This window comes from Clostridium beijerinckii, assembly GCA_003129525.1.
GTDB classification, from domain to species: Bacteria; Bacillota; Clostridia; order Clostridiales; family Clostridiaceae; genus Clostridium; species Clostridium beijerinckii_D.
The window spans coordinates 4079827-4098469 of the sequence record CP029329.1 but is presented as its reverse complement, the minus strand read 5'-3'; the positions used below and the strand labels follow the sequence as shown (position 1 = coordinate 4098469).

Sequence of the window (18643 nt, the reverse complement as noted above, 5' to 3'; positions counted from 1 at the left end):
TATTACTTTAATGAAGGCTGTAACATTTCAAGGCATAAAAAGTGTAAAGGTAAAAGAAGTTCCAGCACCTAAAATTCAAAAAGCTGATGATATTATTGTTAAAATCACAAGTTCAGCAATCTGTGGCTCAGACTTGCATTTAATTCATGATATGGTTCCTAATTTACCACAGAATTATATTATAGGACATGAACCCATGGGTATTGTTGAAGAAGTAGGTCCAGAAGTTACAAAATTAAAGAAGGGTGACCGAGTTATTGTACCTTTTAATGTGAGTTGTGGAGAATGTTTTTATTGTAAACACGACTTAACATGTATGTGTGATAATTCAAATCCAAATGGCGAAAATGGAGGCTTCTTTGGATATTCAGATACATTTGGTGGATACCCTGGAGGTCAAGCTGAGTATATGAGGGTTCCTTATGCCAATTTTACTCCTTTTAAGATTCCAGAAGACTGCGAAGTAGAGGATGAAAAGTTATTGTTAATGTCAGATGCTATGGGCACTGCTTACTGGAGCGTAGAAAATGCTGGTGTTAAAAAGGGTAATACTGTTATTGTACTAGGATGTGGTCCGGTTGGGTTATTAGCACAAAAGTTTTGTTGGCTTCATGGTGCAGAAAGAGTAATAGCAGTTGATTACATAGATTATAGATTAGAACATGCGAAGAAATATAATAAGGTGGAAACAGTTAATTTTGAGCAACATAAAAATACTGGAGAATATTTAAGAGAAATTACTCATGGTGGTGCAGACGTAGTAATAGACTGTGTGGGTATGGATGGAAAGATGACGCCTATGGAATTTGTGGGTAGTGGTTTAAAACTTCAAAGTGGATCATTAAGCGGGTTTGTTATTGCTACGCAAGCAGTAAGAAAAGGTGGAATGATACAAGTTACAGGCGTTTATGGAGGCAGGTATAATGCATTTCCTTTTGGAGATATAATAAATCGGAATATTAATATAAGAACAGGGCAAGCACCTGTAATTCCTTATATGCCAACTCTTTATAAGTTATTAGTTGAAGGAAAAGTAGATCCTAGTGATATTGTTACACATAGGCTACCACTTAATGAAGCAGAACATGGATATAAAGTTTTTGACACAAAAACGGAAGATTGCATTAAGGTTATTCTTAAGCCATAATAAAATTTTTTGAATTCTATTAAGGAGGCTAAAAACATGGATGAACAAGGCATTACATTAAATGAAAGTATTCAGTTACATGAAATATTAACATTAAAAAATTTGTGCTTAACAAAATCAATTACTATGTCACCGCTAGTTTCTGATAATGAACTAAAAACAATATTACAACAAGACGTTACTGTATCAAAGCAGCATATTGAGGAACTAAGAGAACTTATGGAAAAATGCAATAAAAGCCTTAGCTAAAAAAGGGGGTAAATTTGTGAATGGATTAATAGAAACTCTTACAGGAATGAATAAAATGACAGATCAAGTAATTGCTACTGATTTTTTAATATCAGCTAAGAGTGCGGTACAAAATTATGCAGTTGCAATAACAGAAACAACTTCTCCAGAAATTAGGGAAGTTTTAAAAAGACAACTAAAAGAAGCCATTTTTACTCATGAAACAATTTCAAACTATATGATGGCAAATGGTTATTATCAAGCCTATGATTTACAAGAACAATTTAAGTTAGATTTGGAAACAACAGACACAGCCTTGAATCTTACATAAAGTAATAAGAAAATTACGCTTATTATATACATATACATTAACAGAACGAATGAGTAATTAAACTAATAAATCTCACTTATATAACTTCTAATATAAATAATACTTTCTATAAGTATACTTTTAAAGGAAGTGCATATGAAATTAACTAATAAAGGTTATGAATTATAATTATTCTAATATTTACATAGGTTATTATTTATCATAGTGGTTAAGATATTACTGCCAACAAATTTATTATAATTAAAGGAGGTAGATATATATGGGCTCAAACAACAATTCAAGTAACAGAACTTTAGTACCAGAAGCAAGACAAGGGTTAAACAAATTTAAAACTGAGGTTGCTTCATCAATTGGATTACAAGACTATGAAGGCACAGATAAAGGAAACCTTTCTTCAAGACAAAATGGAAGCGTTGGTGGGGAAATGGTAAAGAGAATGGTAGAAAGTTACGAAAAAGGACTTTAAAAAGTAACTAATTATATATGCACTAAGTAAGTTCTTGGTGCATGTATAATTATGTTTAAATTACTAGTTGTCCCTAATACCCTGTAAAGTTGAAGTCTTAAGTTTATACTTGAGAAATATATACAATACAGGGTATTTTAACGTACTTATAAATCAATATTAATAAAGAATACATTGCTATGTGGAAAAATTATTTATTTAGTTAAAGGTTATTTCATTGTAATGTTAAATGATAAAAATAATTCACACACTTGAAAAATAGAAAATTTACATATAAAGTTGATTGAATAATTACTTGAATTTTGATTAAAAAATAATGGCAATCTGTTTTATAAAGTAAAAGTATATAAAGTTATGGAAACATGGTTATAAATTATAATCATTCTAATATTTACATAGGGTATTATTTATCATAGTGGTTAAGATATTACTGCCAACAAATTTATTATAATTAAAGGAGGTAGATATATATGAGCTCAAATAACAGTGGAAGTAACAGAACTCTAGTACCAGAAGCAAGACAAGGGTTAAACAGATTAAAAACTGAGGTTGCATCAGAAATCGGATTACAAAACTATGAAAGCACAGATAAAGGAAACCTTTCTTCAAGACAAAATGGAAGTGTTGGTGGGGAAATGGTAAAGAGAATGGTAGAAAGTTACGAAAAAGGACTTTAAAAACTAATTAATTATACATGCACTAAGTTGATTCTTAGTGCATATATAATTGTGTTAAAAACACTAATACCCTATAAAGCTGAAGTATTTCTTAAATATAAACTTAGGATTTCAGCTTTACAGGGTATTTTAATATTATAAAGTATTAATGAATTTTGAAGAAAAAATATGTTTTATAGGTATGCTAATAATTCAAATACGAAGTATTAGAGTATCAAATTTCATATGATTATCATAAAATATTTAAATAAGAATTGTTTTGGAGGATTGAATTGGCAACTAATAAAATTAACCAAATAGCATTTTTTGAACATGATTTTTGGTTACAAATTTTAGGAGATCATTCACGATTTATACTAAATGCACTTTCACCAAAGGAAACAGATTTTATTGATAAAGCAAATAAGTTTATTAATTTATTTGATGATTTATTAGAAAAATCTCATAAATCAATTTCGGCTGAAAATCTTAATGAACTTAATTATAAAGCGTATTCCGCTGCAATTAGAATTAGAGAATTCAAATTATCAATCATAGCTAAACAAATAGAAGATAAAGTTTCCATTAATATGTCACCTACATTTATAAATCATATGGTTAATGAATTAGAAGAATATATTCGTATTTTAAATGATTTGATAAATGGGAACATACCTAATACAAATGATATCGAGCTTCATTTGCTTTGGATTCCTGATGGTGCAGGTCATGCATCTATCATATCTAGCAGTTTAGATATGACAGAAAAAGAATTAATTAAGAAAGGGCATATGTATTCAAAGATATTTACTGACTTATACTTAAAGGCAATAGAGTATAATGGATATACAAGAACTCATATTCATGACTTTCCAGCACTCAGAAACCTTAACACTAATGCTGATGACACAATGACTTCTTTTAGAAAATTCTTAAATGAGTTAGAAGAAGCTATCTTAGAAAAAAAGGTTCTCGGTACTATTTACCCTTTAATGATTGATCATATGATTAGAGAAGAATGTTATTATCTTACAAAGCTTTACATGGTTTCTGATATTAAAAATCCTGAATGTGACCCAACAAAACCGCGAATTGAAATATAATATATTAACAAAGTTTTTTAAATATCACATTATTCATTTTGTATATATTGAAATGAATAATGTGATATTTTTATTTACAACAATTTAAGTATTAATGAAAATACTTAAAATATGGTATAAAGGGAAATATCTAAAGTTATCTTTTAAATATCAAAGTAAAAGATAAAAGTGCAATAATTTATTACAAAATACTTTTATTAAAAGTTTTTATATTTTAATAAAAAACAATATATACTATATGTAAATAAAATAAGTTATAAAAAATTAGAAAATGTAAAAAGAAGAAGTAGTTAACTTAGAAATTTATTAATTAAAAGATAATAAATATTTTAAGACTTTACAAATTGGTATATAATGAAAGAATATATGGTAAGTAAAATCTTATCTAGTTAAGAAATGAGGTGACTTTTTAGTGAAAAATGATATTCTGTACTCAGAAGATGAGAAAATAGATACAAAGTCTTTAAAAGATTTGTTTGAAAATAAAATAAAACATATTAAAGATTTGTTTTATTATAGATTGATAAATAAAAATAAAAGAATATATGCTGATGAAAAAGAAAGTTTAACATTGGAATCAGTAAAAAAACAATATGAAGAATTGAAGTCTAAAAAAGAGGAATTTGAAAAGTATGAGGACGATTTATTAAAATATGAAGATGAAATAAAAGATATGGATTATTGTTTAATAAAATCAAGTGATTTAACTTCTGCAATAAACTGTAAGAAAAGTAGTTTATCACAAAGGTTTTTGAAATATATGAATGTTAATTTAAGTATTAATGCAATTAACACCTTAATGTTTATGGATAGAGAAAGTATCATAAAAATAGAAGATGTTATAAGCAAATTAGATAGCAATGAAATATTTATAGAAAAAACATATAAAGTAAATGAATTAAATATTAAAAAAATATGTAATTTACATATAAGTTATGAAGAGAATAAATATGAAGTAAAAGATATAACCCCTTATAATAAAGAGATATCTGGTACTTTAAGTGAAATTTCTAATAAATATAAGGAACATCATCTGCAAGATAAAGAAATACGAGATAAATTTATAGAAGCATTTTCAGATGTTAAATATGAATTAAACATAGCGAGCCCATGGATGAATAACTATGTAGTAAATAATGATTTGATAAATAAAATGGAAAGTTTACTTATAAAAGGAGCTTCTATAAAAATAGTTTATGGAATAGAGGAGAATAGTTATAATTTTAAAAGTGATAATAAAAATTTAAATAGCGATAGAATAGCACAAAGATTAAAAGAAAAGTTTGATGTTTATGGCGATAAATTTAAAATTAAAAAAGTTAATTCACACAACAAACTATTAATCTGTGATGAAAGCTATTATCTTGAAACAAGTTTTAATTTATTATCCTTTGCTGGAGAATACGATGAAAACTCAAAAGATACAAGAGGTGAAGGCGCTACTTATAGCACTAATTTAGAAGTTATACAAGACTTAAGAAATAGATATTTTAAATTTTAGTTATTTTAATTTCATGAATAATTAAATATATATGTTGTAGTAATAAATTTACAACTGAAGTTCTGTGAAGATAATTATGTAGAAATTATCTGAATGTAGAACTTTAATTACAACTTATATACATAAAAAATTTATTATAATAAGGGATCTATTGAAATTAGTAAAAGACAAGGTGAGAAAAAAATTCACCTTGTCTTTTAACTTTTTTTATAATTCAGCTTATTATTTACTCTTGAAATTTAATAATACTGCAGAATTTATAATAACTATAACAGAGCCAATATTATGTACTAAGGCACCAAGTATTGGGTCTAAAATACCTGTCATTGCTAGTATAATAGCCACAAAATTTAGCATCATAGAAAGAGTTAAATTCAGCTTAATTGTTTTCATAGTTTTTTGTGATAGGCTTAATAGATGAGTAATACATTTAATGTCATCATTGACAAGGGCAATATCTGCTGCATCAACAGCAATATCGCTACCTATGCCACCCATTGCAACACCTACATATGCTTTTTTTAATGCAGGTGCATCATTAATGCCATCACCAACCATGCAAACCATTTGATTTTTATTCTGATATTCTTCAATTGCAAACATTTTATCTTCTGGTAAGCATTGAGAACGAATATTTACAATGCCAATACTCTTTGCAATATGTGAAGCTGCTAACGGGTTATCGCCAGTTAGTAATAAACTTTCTACATTAAGTGCTTTAAGTTTTTTAATCATATCAGCAGAATCTTTACGTAATGTATCAGATAAAGCAATAAAACCAGCCTCACAACCATTTATGGCAACATATATAATTGTGCAACCCTCATTTATATAGTTAGATGCCTTGTCCAACATATCTTGAGATATTATTACGGAATTTTCAATTAACAAATGAGTATTTCCAGCAAAAATGATATCATCTGCAACAATTGCCTTAACGCCACGGCCTGCAATCATTGTAAATTCTTGTGGATCTTCTAAAGTTATAGTTGATGTATTTCTAAAATGGGAAACGATAGCTTTACCTAATGGATGCTCTGAACGTAATTCAGCTGAAGCTGTAAGTATTAGTAATTTTTCTGAACTTATATCAGAAGTATAGCTTTCAACTGCTACAACATCAGGTTTACCATAAGTGAGAGTTCCAGTTTTATCAAATGCAAGTATAGTTACTTTAGATAGTCTTTCTAGAGCATCTCCTTCACGAACAAGAATACCGAACTTGGAAGCATTACCAATACTAGCCATAATGGCAGTTGGAGTTGCAAGTACCAAAGAACATGGGCAGAATACAACAAGAATGGTAACAGCACGAATGATTTCTCCTGTAATAAACCATGTACCAATTGCAGATACAAGAGCAATCACAACAATCCAAGTAGCCCATCTGTCAGCCATGCCAACAATTTTAGCCTTACTTGCATCAGCAGATTCTACTAGTTTAATCATTCTTTGTAATGAACTATTTTCACCTACTTTGGTGGCTTTCATATCAAAGGTGCCAAATTGGTTTACAGTTCCGCTAGAAACCTCATCCAAAGCACCTTTATCTACAGGTAGAGATTCTCCTGTCATAACGGATTGATTTATTGAGGTTTGTCCAAATATTATAACACCATCAACAGCAATAGTTTCACCTGCAAGTACACGGAGGGTATCAGAAACTTTAACTTGCTCAGCTGGTATAATACTTTCTATACCATCACGAACAACTCTTGCAGTACTTGGGGTAAGATGTACCAGTTTCTCAATTCCAGCACGTGCTTTCGCAACAGTACGTTCCTCTAATAAAGCACCTAGTGTCATAATAAAGGCAACTTCGCCTGCAGCAAATATTTCATTAATCAAAATCGAAGCAACAAGTGCTATTGCAACTAAAACATCTGCCTTAATATCAAATTCTTCTATAAGTGCTTCTACTGCACCTTTAATAATAGGAATACCGCAGAGAATAATTGCTATCCACGCTGCATCAATTTTGAGATCTCCAATATGGAAAAAGCTCACTACCAATGATATAGCAGATATTATTAGAAAGGCTATTGTACGGGTTTCTTCATTTTTAAAAAAATTAATTAATCTTTTCATTCCACCACCTAACTCATTCTTGAAAAATGTTCTACAGCTTTACTAAATTCGGCAATTGTTTTGTCAGCATCACCATGTTCTATACCGTCTCGAACGCAGTGTTGTAAATGACCTTCTAACACGACTTGCCCAACTTTATGTAATGCACTTTTCGCTGCATTAATTTGTATTAAAATATCTTCACAAGGAATATCTTTATCTACCATTTCTGAAATTGCTCTAAGTTGACCTTCAATTTTTTTTATTCTTGTTTGAACCTTTGGAATGTCCATACATTGACGCATATTTTTGTCCTCCTAAATAATTTTGAATATACCCATGGGGGTATGGGTATATTCTACTGTGATAAAAATATTTTGTCAATGATATTGTCGCTATAATGATATTTTTAGAATAAATTGTAAAAAAATGAAATACGATTGATAGAATAGATTATATGTAAGCGGTTAACATATAATCTATTTTATTGTAAAATTAGATTATGAATTATCTAGTTATAATATATATTGGTGAAAAATAGGGGGGGTAGTGATATGGAATGCATTTTAAAAAAGTCTGATGAAAAATCATTTTTATGTAGTAAAAATAATATCGTTACTGAAATTGATAACCATTTTATAAATCTTATTGGCTATTCTAATAGTGAATTAATTGGAAAATCACTTACAGAAATAAGTTGCATGTTGAAAATTGAGTCTCAAATATACCTTGAAAATATTGAATATGAATATACTTGTTTTATGTTTACTAAGGAATATGAACCAATAGAAGTTACTATATCTTGTGAACGTTTAAAACACAATAATGAAAATATTTACTTTATTGAAAAGAATAAAAACTCGAGTATTAAAGAAAGATTCGATTTCGTTAAGCAACTGTATACAGACCGCAAAACAGGGATTTCAATCATTAGTGTTCCTGATTTAATTATACTTGATGTAAACGATAACTATATCAATTTTTTTGATGAGCCTTATAATAGAATTGACAATTGTATTGGTAAAAAACATGACATAATAACATCTAAATATAGAGGTAGTGAGGCAGAAAAAAAATTAAATTCTGTCATAACTACAGGTAAACCGTATTATGTAGAAGAATTTGAACAAGATTGTTGTGAGAGTGGAACTACTTATTGGAATATATCTATTGTACCAATGTTTGTAGAAGGAAATTTAAAATATATAATTAATAGGATATTGGATGTAACAGAAAAAGTTATAAATAGAAAGCTTTTAAATGAGCGAGTTGAAATTATTAAAAAGCAGAAACAGCAGTTGGAAGCCATCGCTGAAAATATCTCTGACCAACTGGTGTTTATTGATAAAAATGGTGACTATACTTTGATAAATAAAATAGCTAAACCTAACCTTTTATACGATATTATAACAATAAAAAATGATCACACTGCTTTAAAACAAGCAGAATATTTTGATATGAATGGAGATTTAATTTCTTATGAAAATCTACCTGTGCAAAGGGTAATAAGAGGTGAAAAAATTTCTAGATATATATTAATTGCAAAGATTAAAAATACCACTACTTATACAGCTGTAACAGGTACTCCAACATATGATACAGCAGGGAATTTTATTGGAGGAGTAATGATTTATCGTGATATGACTGAAAAGATAAAAAATCAGGAAGATGAATTCTTAAAAACTCAATATAAAGCATTAGATACATTAATAGAAAATTTAGAGTTGGGATGTGCAATTGCTTCCTATCCCGATTTAAATATCAAATATATCAACAATAAATATTGCAACAGATTAAAGAAAATTAATCCAGAGATAGAGTCGTCATCTATTATGGGAAAAAATGTATTCGATATATTTAAATACAATAAGCACCAAAGGACTAAATTAGAAATTAATCTTCAAGAATCAATAGAAAAAAAATCAAAGTCGTGCTTCTATTATAAAAAATACATTGATGCAGGTGAAGAAAAATTTTTAAAAATAATGTGCCAACCTATGTTTGGATTAAACAATAAGGTTATTGAAGTGATTTTTATTGAAATAGATATAACTGAAGAGATAAAAGCACAAAATAGAATGGAAGAAACTCTTAAAATACAGGACCAAATGTTTTCAAATATATCACATGAACTTAAAACTCCTTTAAATGTAATTTTCAGCACAAACCAATTAATGGAGTTTTATTTAAAAAATGATTCCTTCGAAGCTAATAGCAAAAAGGTTTCTAAAGGTATTAATATCATTAAACAAAATTGTTACAGGTTCACAAAGATTATTAACAATATAATAGATATATCAAAAATAGAATCTGGATTTCTAAAATTAAATTTATCAAATGAAAATATAGTTAATATTACTGAAGATATTGTTGAATCAGTATCAGATTACATTGAGGAAAAAGGATTGAATATTGTTTTTGATACAAATACAGAGGAAAAAATTATAGCCTGTGATCCTGATAAGATAGAACGGATTATTCTAAATATTATTTCTAATGCAGTTAAGTTTACAAATAGAAATGGAAGCATATTTATAAATATACTTGATAAAGGGGATACTGTTGAAATATTAATAAAGGATACTGGTATAGGAATGGAAAAGAAGTACTTGGATAATATTTTTAAAAGATTTCATCAAATAGATAAGTCTCTTTCACGTAATGCTGAAGGAAGTGGTATTGGATTATCCTTAGTAAAATCAATAGTTGAACTTCATGGTGGAAAAATAAGTGCAGAAAGTAAACCAGATGAAGGAAGTATATTTAAAATAGAACTTCCTGCAATTACTATAGAAAATCCGAAGGTTATTCCGGAAAGCAAGGCTATAAACAGTAAAATTGAAAGGATAAATGTTGAATTTTCTGATATATATTCAATATCATAATTGTATAAGTATTTTTGTGCATTGAGTTATTAGGTGGTGTAAATAATGAAAACCATAGTAATTTACAAGTCAAAGACAGGTTTTACAAAGAAATATGCCAAATGGATTGCAGAAGATTTGCCAGCAGATATTTTTGAGGTATCAAAAGTAACTATCAATAAGTTGATTGAATATGATACCATAATTTATGGTGGTAGTTTGTATGCGGTAGGCATCAATGGAGTAAAGTTAATAACACAAAACATTAATAAACTAAAAGATAAAAAGGTAGTGGTTTTTGCAACAGGAGCGTCACCATCAAGAGAAGATGTAGTAAATGAAATTAGAAATAAAAATTTTACTAAGGAGCAGCAAGAGCATATTAAGTTCTTTTATTTACGGGGTGGCTTTAATTATAATAAGTTGAATCCTTTTGATAAAATTCTTATGTTATTATTAAAATGGAAAATAAAAAACAAAAAGAAAGAAGAATTAACAAACGATGAAATAGGCATGCTTGCTATATATGACAAACCAGTGGATTTTACAATGAAGAAGAATATAGAGAGAATAATAACTTATGTCAATTCATAATGTTTATAGGATTATGAATTAGTAAAAATAATAATAGATTAAAATATCGCATTATTTAGAGATGAATTTGCGATATTTTTTTATTAATTTCAATTCATTACACGTATACTTCAATTACCTAAATATATTACTGTCGTCAATATATTGAAATTTCTAATATATATTACATAAAGGATTATATATTTCAAAATGTTCAAGAATTTGTTTAGCATATAATAATATTAATAATAATTGCGGATTAAAAAGGTAATAATATTGTTAGGTTATTATACCTGTAAATACAAAAATAATTTTAGGAAAAGTAATTTATAAGCAATTTATAAATAATTTAAAGGAGTGTTTTTTATGCAACAAATTAATTGTGATGCAAATAATTGTGCGCACAATAAAAGTGGGATTTGTTATTCTAGTACAGTTGAGGTTGGTATTCTAAATGTGTCACGTGAAAGTGAAACTTGCTGTAATTCATTTTCTAATAGAGCTTTATATCGAGGTCTATTTAATAATGCAAATTCTGATAGCCAATGTAATTCTCTTACTTGTGAAGTTGAAATCTGTACTTATAATTCTAATAGACTTTGTAATCTACAATCTATAAATGTTTCAGGATTAAGATCTCAAACTTATACTCAAACTAAATGTTCTAGTTTTAATTTAAAAAGATACAGATAAACAACGTATAAATTACACTTATACATTAAAAATTCTTAGGTCATATATAGCATTGTTAAGATTAAGAAGTAAAACTTAGCATATGTTTATCTATAAATAATAAGTATATTATTAAAATTTACACCTATAAAAAATTAGGGGTTATCTCAAAATATATTGAGGTAGCCCCTTTTAATAGTATTAACATGATTAAAAGTCAGTACAGCAAATATGTAGCTTATCTTTTTGAAAATATTCAATAATTATTATCAAATAGTATGGATTATTTGGTAATAATATGATAATATATATTTAAGATAAGAAATCGAAATTTAATAGAGTTATAATTCTATACAGGAGGTAATGAGAATGGGTAATTTAATTAAGATTAATATGTATGTAGAAAGAAATAGAGTAAATGGTAGGATAATAAATATAAAAAAGTTAGAAGAAAATATTTCGGATTATAATATATGGTTAAAAAATAATAATAGAGAGGATAAAATAGAAAGCTATGAAAGATTTTTGCAAGCTCAATAATTATTTTTAGAGGTAAGTTAGACGTTAATGTTTAATTTACCTCATTTTTTATTAAAGAAGACAAATAAAAATAATAATTTATGGCTTTTTTATTAAATCTTAAGTTAAGAGTTTTTAAATTAAAATCATGTAGAATAAACATAAAAACGTAAGAAATTATAAAAAAATAGTAACAAAATGTTGTATAATATAAGTATATTAGTGTTAATAAGTATTGAAATATAAGGCATTTAATAACTACTCCAGCCATTATTATGTAATTATATTATGAAGGACAAGCTAAGGTACATTAAAAGATAATATAACATTAAGACTGTATATTTGCGTATCTTTAGCCTGTAATTTTGATTCATATACCTAAGTGTGCTAGCTATAGCAAAAATCATTTTAGATAAAAAATACGAATTAATATGCCTTACGCGTTTGGAGGGATAAAAATGTTTAAAAAGAATTTAGCTTTATTTATAGCGCTGGCTTTACTTTTGTCAGGTTGTGGAGGAGCAAAACAAAATGAAAATAATATGAATGCAATTGATTCACAAAATAAAGATATAATTAATTCTCAAACTAATGAAAGTAGCGAAGACAAGAAAAAATATGATTCTAAAACAAAGGTTGAATCTAAACCAGATGATACTTATGTATCAGAATCCGCTACCAAACCAGAGTCTGATTCTACGCTAAATTCTAATTCTTCAAAAGAGTCTGGAACCATAACAAAATATACTACTGAACCACCGGAACTTTTTACTAATACTTCATCACTTAGCACTAAATCTATAGCATGGTCATGGTTATATTCATCAAGAGATAGTGCTGATCTTTTATCAAAATACAAAGGGTATGGTTTTGGAGATACTTCTAGAAAAATTATTTATCTTACTTTTGATGAAGGTTATGAAAATGGCTACACTGCTAGTATTTTAGATACTCTAAAGGCAAATAAAGTACAGGCAACATTTTTTGTAACTAAACCTTTCGTAACAGGTAGTTTTAATGGCGTTCCAAATACTGAGTTATTAAAGAGAATGAGTAATGAGGGGCATATAATAGGTAACCATTCTGTACAACATAAATCTATGCCTACATTTACAGATGAAGCTGCTTTTAATGCTGAAATTACGGGAGTAGAAGATGCAATAAATAGCATTTCAGGTTGTAAAATGTCAAAATATTTTAGACCCCCAGAGGGGACTTTTAGTGAATTATCACTTTACTATACTCAGAAACTTGGTTACAAATCTATATTTTTCAGTCTTGCTTATCAAGATTATAATGTTGATAACCAACCTGATCCTGAATCATCTAAAATGAAACTTTTGAAAAATACTAATAATGGTACCATTTGCTTACTTCATGCTGTGTCTAAAACTAATGCTACTATTTTGAACAGCTTGATTAAGGAATGGAAGAATCAAGGGTATGAATTTAAAAGTTTAGATGATCTTCCTAATTAACAAATTTAGTTAGTTTATTGCATTAAACTAGAGGAGTGGATAAGGTATATTATAATAGCGGTTGGGAATAATGATTTTTAGAGGTAGATTAGCCTTAAAGGGTTAATCTACCTAATCTTTTTAGTTAATAAAATATTATTTTAATATCATATCTAAACAGTATGTTATAATAGAAGCATAGTGTTTAAATCTAATAATAAGACTTATAAGAAAGGAGGTATAGATATGTTTACGTATATTATAATACTATTAATATGTATTTTAGTTTCAAATATAATAAGTAGGTTTATACCGTCCTTATCGATACCAATTGTTCAAATTGTAATGGGAGCATTAATTGCAATAATATATTCGGAATTTAAAATTGATCTTGATCCACATACATTTTTAGTGATGTTTATTGCTCCGCTTCTTTTCTGTGATGGAAAAAAAGCAGATAAAAGATCATTGTGGAAGCAGAGAAAAGATATACTTCTAATGGCATTAGCTTTAGTTGCCGTAACAGTACTATTGGTTGGATTGCTTATAAATAAGTTAATACCATCTATTTCATTACCAGCAGCGTTTGCACTTGCAGCAGCTTTATCACCAACTGACTATGTAGCAGTTAGTGCACTTTCAAAAAAAGTTTCTCTTCCTAAGAAGATAATGCACCTTATAGAAGGTGAAGGTCTTATGAATGATGCATCAGGTCTTGTATCTTTTAAATTTGCCTTGGCAGCAGCATTAACTGGAACATTTTCATTGTTTAATGTAACTACAAATTTTGTAATGGTTTCTATTGGAGGAATTATTGCTGGATTAGTGTTAGAGCACATTCTAATTAACTTTGAGCTTTGGATAATAAATCTTGGAATGGAAGACACTACAGTGGAAATGTTACTTCAAATTTTGACTCCATTTATAATATATATTATATCGGAAGAAGTTTTTAAGGTTTCAGGCATACTAGCTGTGGTTGTAGCTGGAATGGTATATTCATTATCATTGAAAAGATTAAAATCTAAAAATGCAAAATTAAACGTGGTATCAGCAAATACATGGTCAATTATAACATACGTTCTAAATGGATTTATATTTATAATAGTTGGATTGCAATTACCTAATATAATTAAAACTGCTTTTTATGAAACTTCAATAAATACAATGGGAGCAATTATAGATGTTTTATTAATAACAGTAGCCTTACTTGTAATTAGGTTTTTATGGGTTCTCTTTATGTATAAATTTGGAGGGGAAGATTCTGATGGAGAAGATAAGCGCAAGTTTCATACTGCATTTTTAACTTCGCTTTCAGGTGTAAGAGGGGCAGTTACATTAGCTACAGTTCTTTCAATTCCTTTAACATTAGAAAATGGGCAAGAATTTCCGGAAAGAACACTTATCTTATTTTTAGCTGTTGGAGTAATTTTAACTACTCTTCTTATTGCAACTTTTATATTACCTCTATTTGCTAAAAAGGATGCTTCTGAAGAAGTAAACCATTTAGAGGCTTTGAATAAGGCACAAATAAAGGTCTGGATTAATACTATAAATAAACTAAAATTAGAAACTGACAATAAAAAATATATTCATATGACCATAAATGAATATAGATATCGTATTAATCAATTGAAAAGTGGAAATTCCTATTATAAAAACTGGAATAGAAGTAATAAGGAAGAAAAGAAATGGATGATTTTATGTTATAAAAAGGAAATTGAAAATACTAAAAAATTATTACAAGAAGAAAAGATAGATGAATCAACTGCATATGCTTATGAAGAAATAACTAAAAAGAAAATTAAATTAATTTCATCTGTAGAAAATTTTTCATTTACGGTTAAAGAAGCTTTAGTAAGGATTTCTATATTAATTCTTAATATAAAGAAATTTAAATATATATTAAGAGGAATGGAAAATCAGAAGAGAAGTAAGCAACATTTAAAGGCTATAGCAATGAAAGAACTTCATGCCATTAATTCAGAATACATAATCGAATATGTTAAATCTAATATTACACCTGAGAATGAAGAAACACTTAAGGAAATAATTTTATATTATCAAGGCGTATATTTGATATCTAGCAAGCCAATGCTCGAAAAAATCAATAAATATGAAAAGAAGAAAGTCGAGATTAAGGCAATGCAATTAGAAAGAAATATTATACAATCATTATTTGAAAATGGGGATATTACTTGGAATATAGCATCTGAACTTAGAAAAAATTTAAATTATATTGAAAGTGATGTTTTAAGGTAATTTATATTTACAATAATGTAGGAATTTAAGAAGTATCTATTAAAAAAATAAGGTACTTCTTTTTTATTACCCAAAATAAATTTAATAGGGGGTCTCAATTCAAGATAAGATTGGACTGCCTATTTTAGTGTATAAATCAACAATTTAGACGAACATTTATTTACATATATCCTAAAGTTTTCACAATATAGATCCACAAAAATATTGTAAAAATAGCCAATATTGAACTAAACACAACAATTTGTCCTGCGAGTTCACTATCTGCGCCCATTTGTTCAGCCATAGTGAATGAGTTTATAGCTACGGGTGCTGAGAACATAATAAGCAGTGTTGCCAGCTCTATATCTCTAAATCCTATTAATATACTAATAGGAATAAATATGCATGGTACTATTATTAATTTCCCAATTACACCTATTATAACTTGTTTTAAGCAGCTACTAACTGCAGTAAATTCAAAAGATGCTCCTAATATTACAAGAGCTAATGGTGTTGCTACTTTTGAGAAATCTAACAAGGTTTTATCTAAAAAATGTGGCAATTTAATTCCTGTAATAAGAAAAAATATTCCAATTAATGAGGCTATAATAAGTGGATTTGTTATTATGCCTTTAATAATTTTTTTATAATTTATTTTTCCATCTTTATACATTTCCAATGAAATCACAGCTAAAAAATTGAAAGTTGGAATTATTACTGAAATAATTAATGAGGGAACCCCTGAATTTTGTTCACCCAGTAATGATATTGTAACTGGTAATCCAAAAAGAACAAAATTACTGCGAAAAATAGCCTGCATTAAGACACCTTTTCTTTTATTATCCTTTTCAATCATAGGGATTATTACACATAATACTAAAAATATAGATATTATACTGAGTACAGCAAAGATTATTAATTTAGGTCTGAATCCCATACTTAAATCAGTCTTATATATATTATAAAATAATAATATTGGTAGAAATGATTTAAATACTAAATTATTCATTTGCTTTACTGTATGATTATCAAACAGTTTTATTGACTTAAAAAAATATCCTAGTGTTATTGTAATGAATAAAGGAAGTACAACATTAATTGACAAAATAAAATTTTCCATGTTTAAGCACCTGATTTCTTTCGTTATTATAAAATAAATATTTTAGTCAGATAAATTAATTTTTACCTAACTTTTTATTATTAAGTAAGTATTTTAATATTATTATAGCAAATATAAATAGTGAAATAGACAACGTATAGTTTTGAAGATGTGATAAAAGGGTATCTCCGTATAAGAATATTATAATACCTTGAGGTAAATGTCTTAGAATTCTGCTAATAATTGCTGCAAAAATGAATCTTTTAAAACCTATATTAAACATCCCAGCAGATAGTACATATACTTCATAAGGTATTGGGGTAAATAAAGAGGTGAAAATTGTTCCAAATGAATTTTTATCATATAAATGTTTAAGCTTGTTAAGGTATTTTTCTGAAATAAATCTCTCTGTTATAGGTTTGCCGAATAATTTGCCTAAATAATATCCTGCAATTGAGCATAAACAAGAAAAAAATATTATTATAATGGAATATAAAAATGCCTTAGTTGGGTTTGATAAATAAACAGGAACAGAAATGAGTTCCATAGGTATTGGTAAAAAAATAGCTTCAGAAAGTGCAGCTATTATAATTCCCATTAATCCATAATTTATAAGTAGATTAATTATATTCTCCATATTTACATTCTCCATTTTTATTATACATACAATATTTTTACAAAGGCTAAAATAATTTTATATTTAATAGTCTTAATTTTAATAATAAACTAAGATTATTGATTAAACAACAAATTATTAGTAAATACGATTGAAGTTTGGAAATACCTAAGAGGTATAGAAATTTGTGAAGAACAAAGTGAAATCTACAGTCTAATTCTCAGTAATAGTTACAACAGGGCATAGTTGATTTCTTCTGGATATATGGATCAGCACAGGTTTTATCTTAAATATGTACATATGATGATTAATAATGCAAGAAGAAGTTTGTATTTGATAAATTTATAAACTATAATTTTATCGAAGGGAGTGTCTATATGATAGCCTCAGAACGAAGAATGTATATAATGAAAGTTTTAATTTATTAATAGATTCCACTAAATTTGAAGCAAGAGGATTCTATAAATTTAAGACTTTGAATTCTTTTGATTATATTATATGTGATAACTTTTCAACTGCAGACAATATTCCGGAAAATTTTATATTAGCATAGCAATAAACTTAGTTTGTAGACGAATTTAAGTGATTTATAAAAAAAGGGATATTTTCAATAGTGAAAGTATCCCTTTTTTTATAGTTTAAAGTGATTAAAATTGCAATTATTCTATAACATCATATCTTTCTTTGATAAGTGCTGATATAGCATTATCTATATCATTATTTTTAACAAGAATATAATCCGTATCATATGTAGAAATAGCAAATATGCTTATTCCTTTTTGTGCTAGTATTGTACTGATTGAAGCAAGAATTCCAATTAAAGAAAAATCTAATGGTCCTTCAATCTTTAGAATTCTCCAATCTTTTTCACAATTTATATCATTAGGAATATCATCTTGAGAGCATACAATTGATAATTCATCTGATGTTCTTGTTATAGAAAAAAAATCACTATTCTGTGCCCATTCAGGGATTAATTCTGTTTTATCTAACCTACAAACCCCATATTTTTCTTTTAATAATTTCATTGTTAGTATCTTTTCTGACATATTTTATTTCCATCCTTTCTTTTAACGGTGAAACTCACAGGTTTAAAAAAATCC

General features: G+C 27.5%; 17 protein-coding genes. 12 read left to right on the top strand and 5 right to left on the bottom strand.

Annotated elements, in window-relative coordinates:
- The first annotated feature begins 10 nt into the window (after positions 1–10).
- The 7 genes from DIC82_18480 (at position 11) to DIC82_18450 (ending at position 5432) form a co-directional block, all read left to right on the top strand.
- Positions 11–1147 (top strand): glutathione-dependent formaldehyde dehydrogenase, encoded by a 1137-nt coding sequence (locus DIC82_18480; protein AWK52859.1) that lies wholly within the window; start codon positions 11–13, stop codon positions 1145–1147.
- Between the two features lie 36 nt (positions 1148–1183).
- Positions 1184–1396, top strand: coding sequence for a spore coat protein (locus tag DIC82_18475; GenBank protein AWK52858.1), 213 nt, complete (start codon positions 1184–1186; stop codon positions 1394–1396).
- A 16-nt stretch (positions 1397–1412) separates the two neighbouring features.
- Positions 1413–1706 carry a spore coat protein gene (locus DIC82_18470; GenBank protein AWK52857.1) on the top strand — a complete coding sequence of 98 codons (294 nt, stop codon included), beginning with the start codon at positions 1413–1415 and terminating at the stop codon, positions 1704–1706.
- Positions 1707–1965: 259 nt separating this feature from the next.
- Positions 1966–2172, top strand: coding sequence for an acid-soluble spore protein (locus DIC82_18465; protein AWK52856.1), 207 nt, complete (start codon positions 1966–1968; stop codon positions 2170–2172).
- 470 nt (positions 2173–2642) lie between these two features.
- Positions 2643–2849, top strand: a complete 207-nt coding sequence (locus DIC82_18460) for an acid-soluble spore protein (protein AWK52855.1) — start codon at positions 2643–2645, stop codon at positions 2847–2849.
- 272 nt (positions 2850–3121) lie between these two features.
- A complete protein-coding gene (locus DIC82_18455) occupies positions 3122–3931 on the top strand; it encodes a hypothetical protein (GenBank protein AWK52854.1) in 810 nt (269 codons plus the stop codon).
- A gap of 412 nt (positions 3932–4343) precedes the next feature.
- Positions 4344–5432, top strand: a complete 1089-nt coding sequence (locus DIC82_18450) for a hypothetical protein (protein AWK52853.1) — start codon at positions 4344–4346, stop codon at positions 5430–5432.
- Between the two features lie 222 nt (positions 5433–5654).
- Here DIC82_18450 and DIC82_18445 read toward each other — a convergent pair whose 3' ends face one another.
- Positions 5655–7520 carry a heavy metal translocating P-type ATPase gene (locus DIC82_18445; GenBank protein ID AWK52852.1) on the bottom strand — a complete coding sequence of 622 codons (1866 nt, stop codon included), beginning with the start codon at positions 7518–7520 and terminating at the stop codon, positions 5655–5657.
- Between the two features lie 8 nt (positions 7521–7528).
- Complete coding sequence (locus tag DIC82_18440) at positions 7529–7804, bottom strand: metal-sensitive transcriptional repressor (GenBank protein ID AWK52851.1); 276 nt, start codon at positions 7802–7804, stop codon at positions 7529–7531.
- Positions 7805–8260: 456 nt separating this feature from the next.
- Between DIC82_18440 and DIC82_18435 the strand changes: the two genes are divergently transcribed.
- The 5 genes from DIC82_18435 to DIC82_18415 all read left to right on the top strand — a co-directional run bounded on the left by DIC82_18435 (position 8261) and on the right by DIC82_18415 (position 15846).
- A complete protein-coding gene (locus DIC82_18435; GenBank protein ID AWK53131.1) occupies positions 8261–10384 on the top strand; it encodes a histidine kinase in 2124 nt (707 codons plus the stop codon).
- 45 nt (positions 10385–10429) lie between these two features.
- The gene (locus DIC82_18430) at positions 10430–10957 is read left to right on the top strand and encodes a flavodoxin (protein ID AWK52850.1); all 528 of its coding nucleotides are present in this window, start codon (positions 10430–10432) and stop codon (positions 10955–10957) included.
- A gap of 345 nt (positions 10958–11302) precedes the next feature.
- Positions 11303–11629: a hypothetical protein gene (locus DIC82_18425; GenBank protein AWK52849.1), complete on the top strand. Its 327-nt coding sequence runs from the start codon at positions 11303–11305 to the stop codon at positions 11627–11629.
- 956 nt (positions 11630–12585) lie between these two features.
- Positions 12586–13605 (top strand): polysaccharide deacetylase, encoded by a 1020-nt coding sequence (locus tag DIC82_18420; GenBank protein ID AWK52848.1) that lies wholly within the window; start codon positions 12586–12588, stop codon positions 13603–13605.
- 225 nt (positions 13606–13830) lie between these two features.
- Positions 13831–15846, top strand: coding sequence for a Na+/H+ antiporter (locus DIC82_18415; GenBank protein AWK52847.1), 2016 nt, complete (start codon positions 13831–13833; stop codon positions 15844–15846).
- Between the two features lie 160 nt (positions 15847–16006).
- Here the strand turns inward: DIC82_18415 and DIC82_18410 are convergent, their stop codons facing one another.
- The 3 genes from DIC82_18410 to DIC82_18400 all read right to left on the bottom strand — a co-directional run bounded on the left by DIC82_18410 (position 16007) and on the right by DIC82_18400 (position 18589).
- Entirely contained in the window at positions 16007–16945 is a 939-nt protein-coding gene (locus DIC82_18410) for an AEC family transporter (protein AWK52846.1), read from the bottom strand.
- A gap of 55 nt (positions 16946–17000) precedes the next feature.
- Positions 17001–17576: a hypothetical protein gene (locus DIC82_18405; GenBank protein AWK52845.1), complete on the bottom strand. Its 576-nt coding sequence runs from the start codon at positions 17574–17576 to the stop codon at positions 17001–17003.
- A gap of 623 nt (positions 17577–18199) precedes the next feature.
- Positions 18200–18589, bottom strand: coding sequence for an ACT domain-containing protein (locus tag DIC82_18400; GenBank protein ID AWK52844.1), 390 nt, complete (start codon positions 18587–18589; stop codon positions 18200–18202).
- Between the last annotated feature and the right edge of the window lie 54 nt (positions 18590–18643).

Bases quoted from the DNA above. Each gene is read 5' to 3' on its own strand.
- DIC82_18480 (AWK52859.1), top strand. From the start codon at position 11: ATGAAGGCTGTAACATTTCAAGGCATAAAAAGTGTAAAGGTAAAAGAA.
- DIC82_18475 (AWK52858.1), top strand. From the start codon at position 1,184: ATGGATGAACAAGGCATTACATTAAATGAAAGTATTCAGTTACATGAA.
- DIC82_18465 (AWK52856.1), top strand. From the start codon at position 1,966: ATGGGCTCAAACAACAATTCAAGTAACAGAACTTTAGTACCAGAAGCA.
- DIC82_18460 (AWK52855.1), top strand. From the start codon at position 2,643: ATGAGCTCAAATAACAGTGGAAGTAACAGAACTCTAGTACCAGAAGCA.
- DIC82_18445 (AWK52852.1), bottom strand. From the start codon at position 7,520: ATGAAAAGATTAATTAATTTTTTTAAAAATGAAGAAACCCGTACAATA.
- DIC82_18440 (AWK52851.1), bottom strand. From the start codon at position 7,804: ATGCGTCAATGTATGGACATTCCAAAGGTTCAAACAAGAATAAAAAAA.
- DIC82_18435 (AWK53131.1), top strand. From the start codon at position 8,261: ATGTTTACTAAGGAATATGAACCAATAGAAGTTACTATATCTTGTGAA.
- DIC82_18430 (AWK52850.1), top strand. From the start codon at position 10,430: ATGAAAACCATAGTAATTTACAAGTCAAAGACAGGTTTTACAAAGAAA.
- DIC82_18425 (AWK52849.1), top strand. From the start codon at position 11,303: ATGCAACAAATTAATTGTGATGCAAATAATTGTGCGCACAATAAAAGT.
- DIC82_18420 (AWK52848.1), top strand. From the start codon at position 12,586: ATGTTTAAAAAGAATTTAGCTTTATTTATAGCGCTGGCTTTACTTTTG.
- DIC82_18415 (AWK52847.1), top strand. From the start codon at position 13,831: ATGTTTACGTATATTATAATACTATTAATATGTATTTTAGTTTCAAAT.
- DIC82_18410 (AWK52846.1), bottom strand. From the start codon at position 16,945: ATGGAAAATTTTATTTTGTCAATTAATGTTGTACTTCCTTTATTCATT.
- DIC82_18405 (AWK52845.1), bottom strand. From the start codon at position 17,576: ATGGAGAATGTAAATATGGAGAATATAATTAATCTACTTATAAATTAT.
- DIC82_18400 (AWK52844.1), bottom strand. From the start codon at position 18,589: ATGTCAGAAAAGATACTAACAATGAAATTATTAAAAGAAAAATATGGG.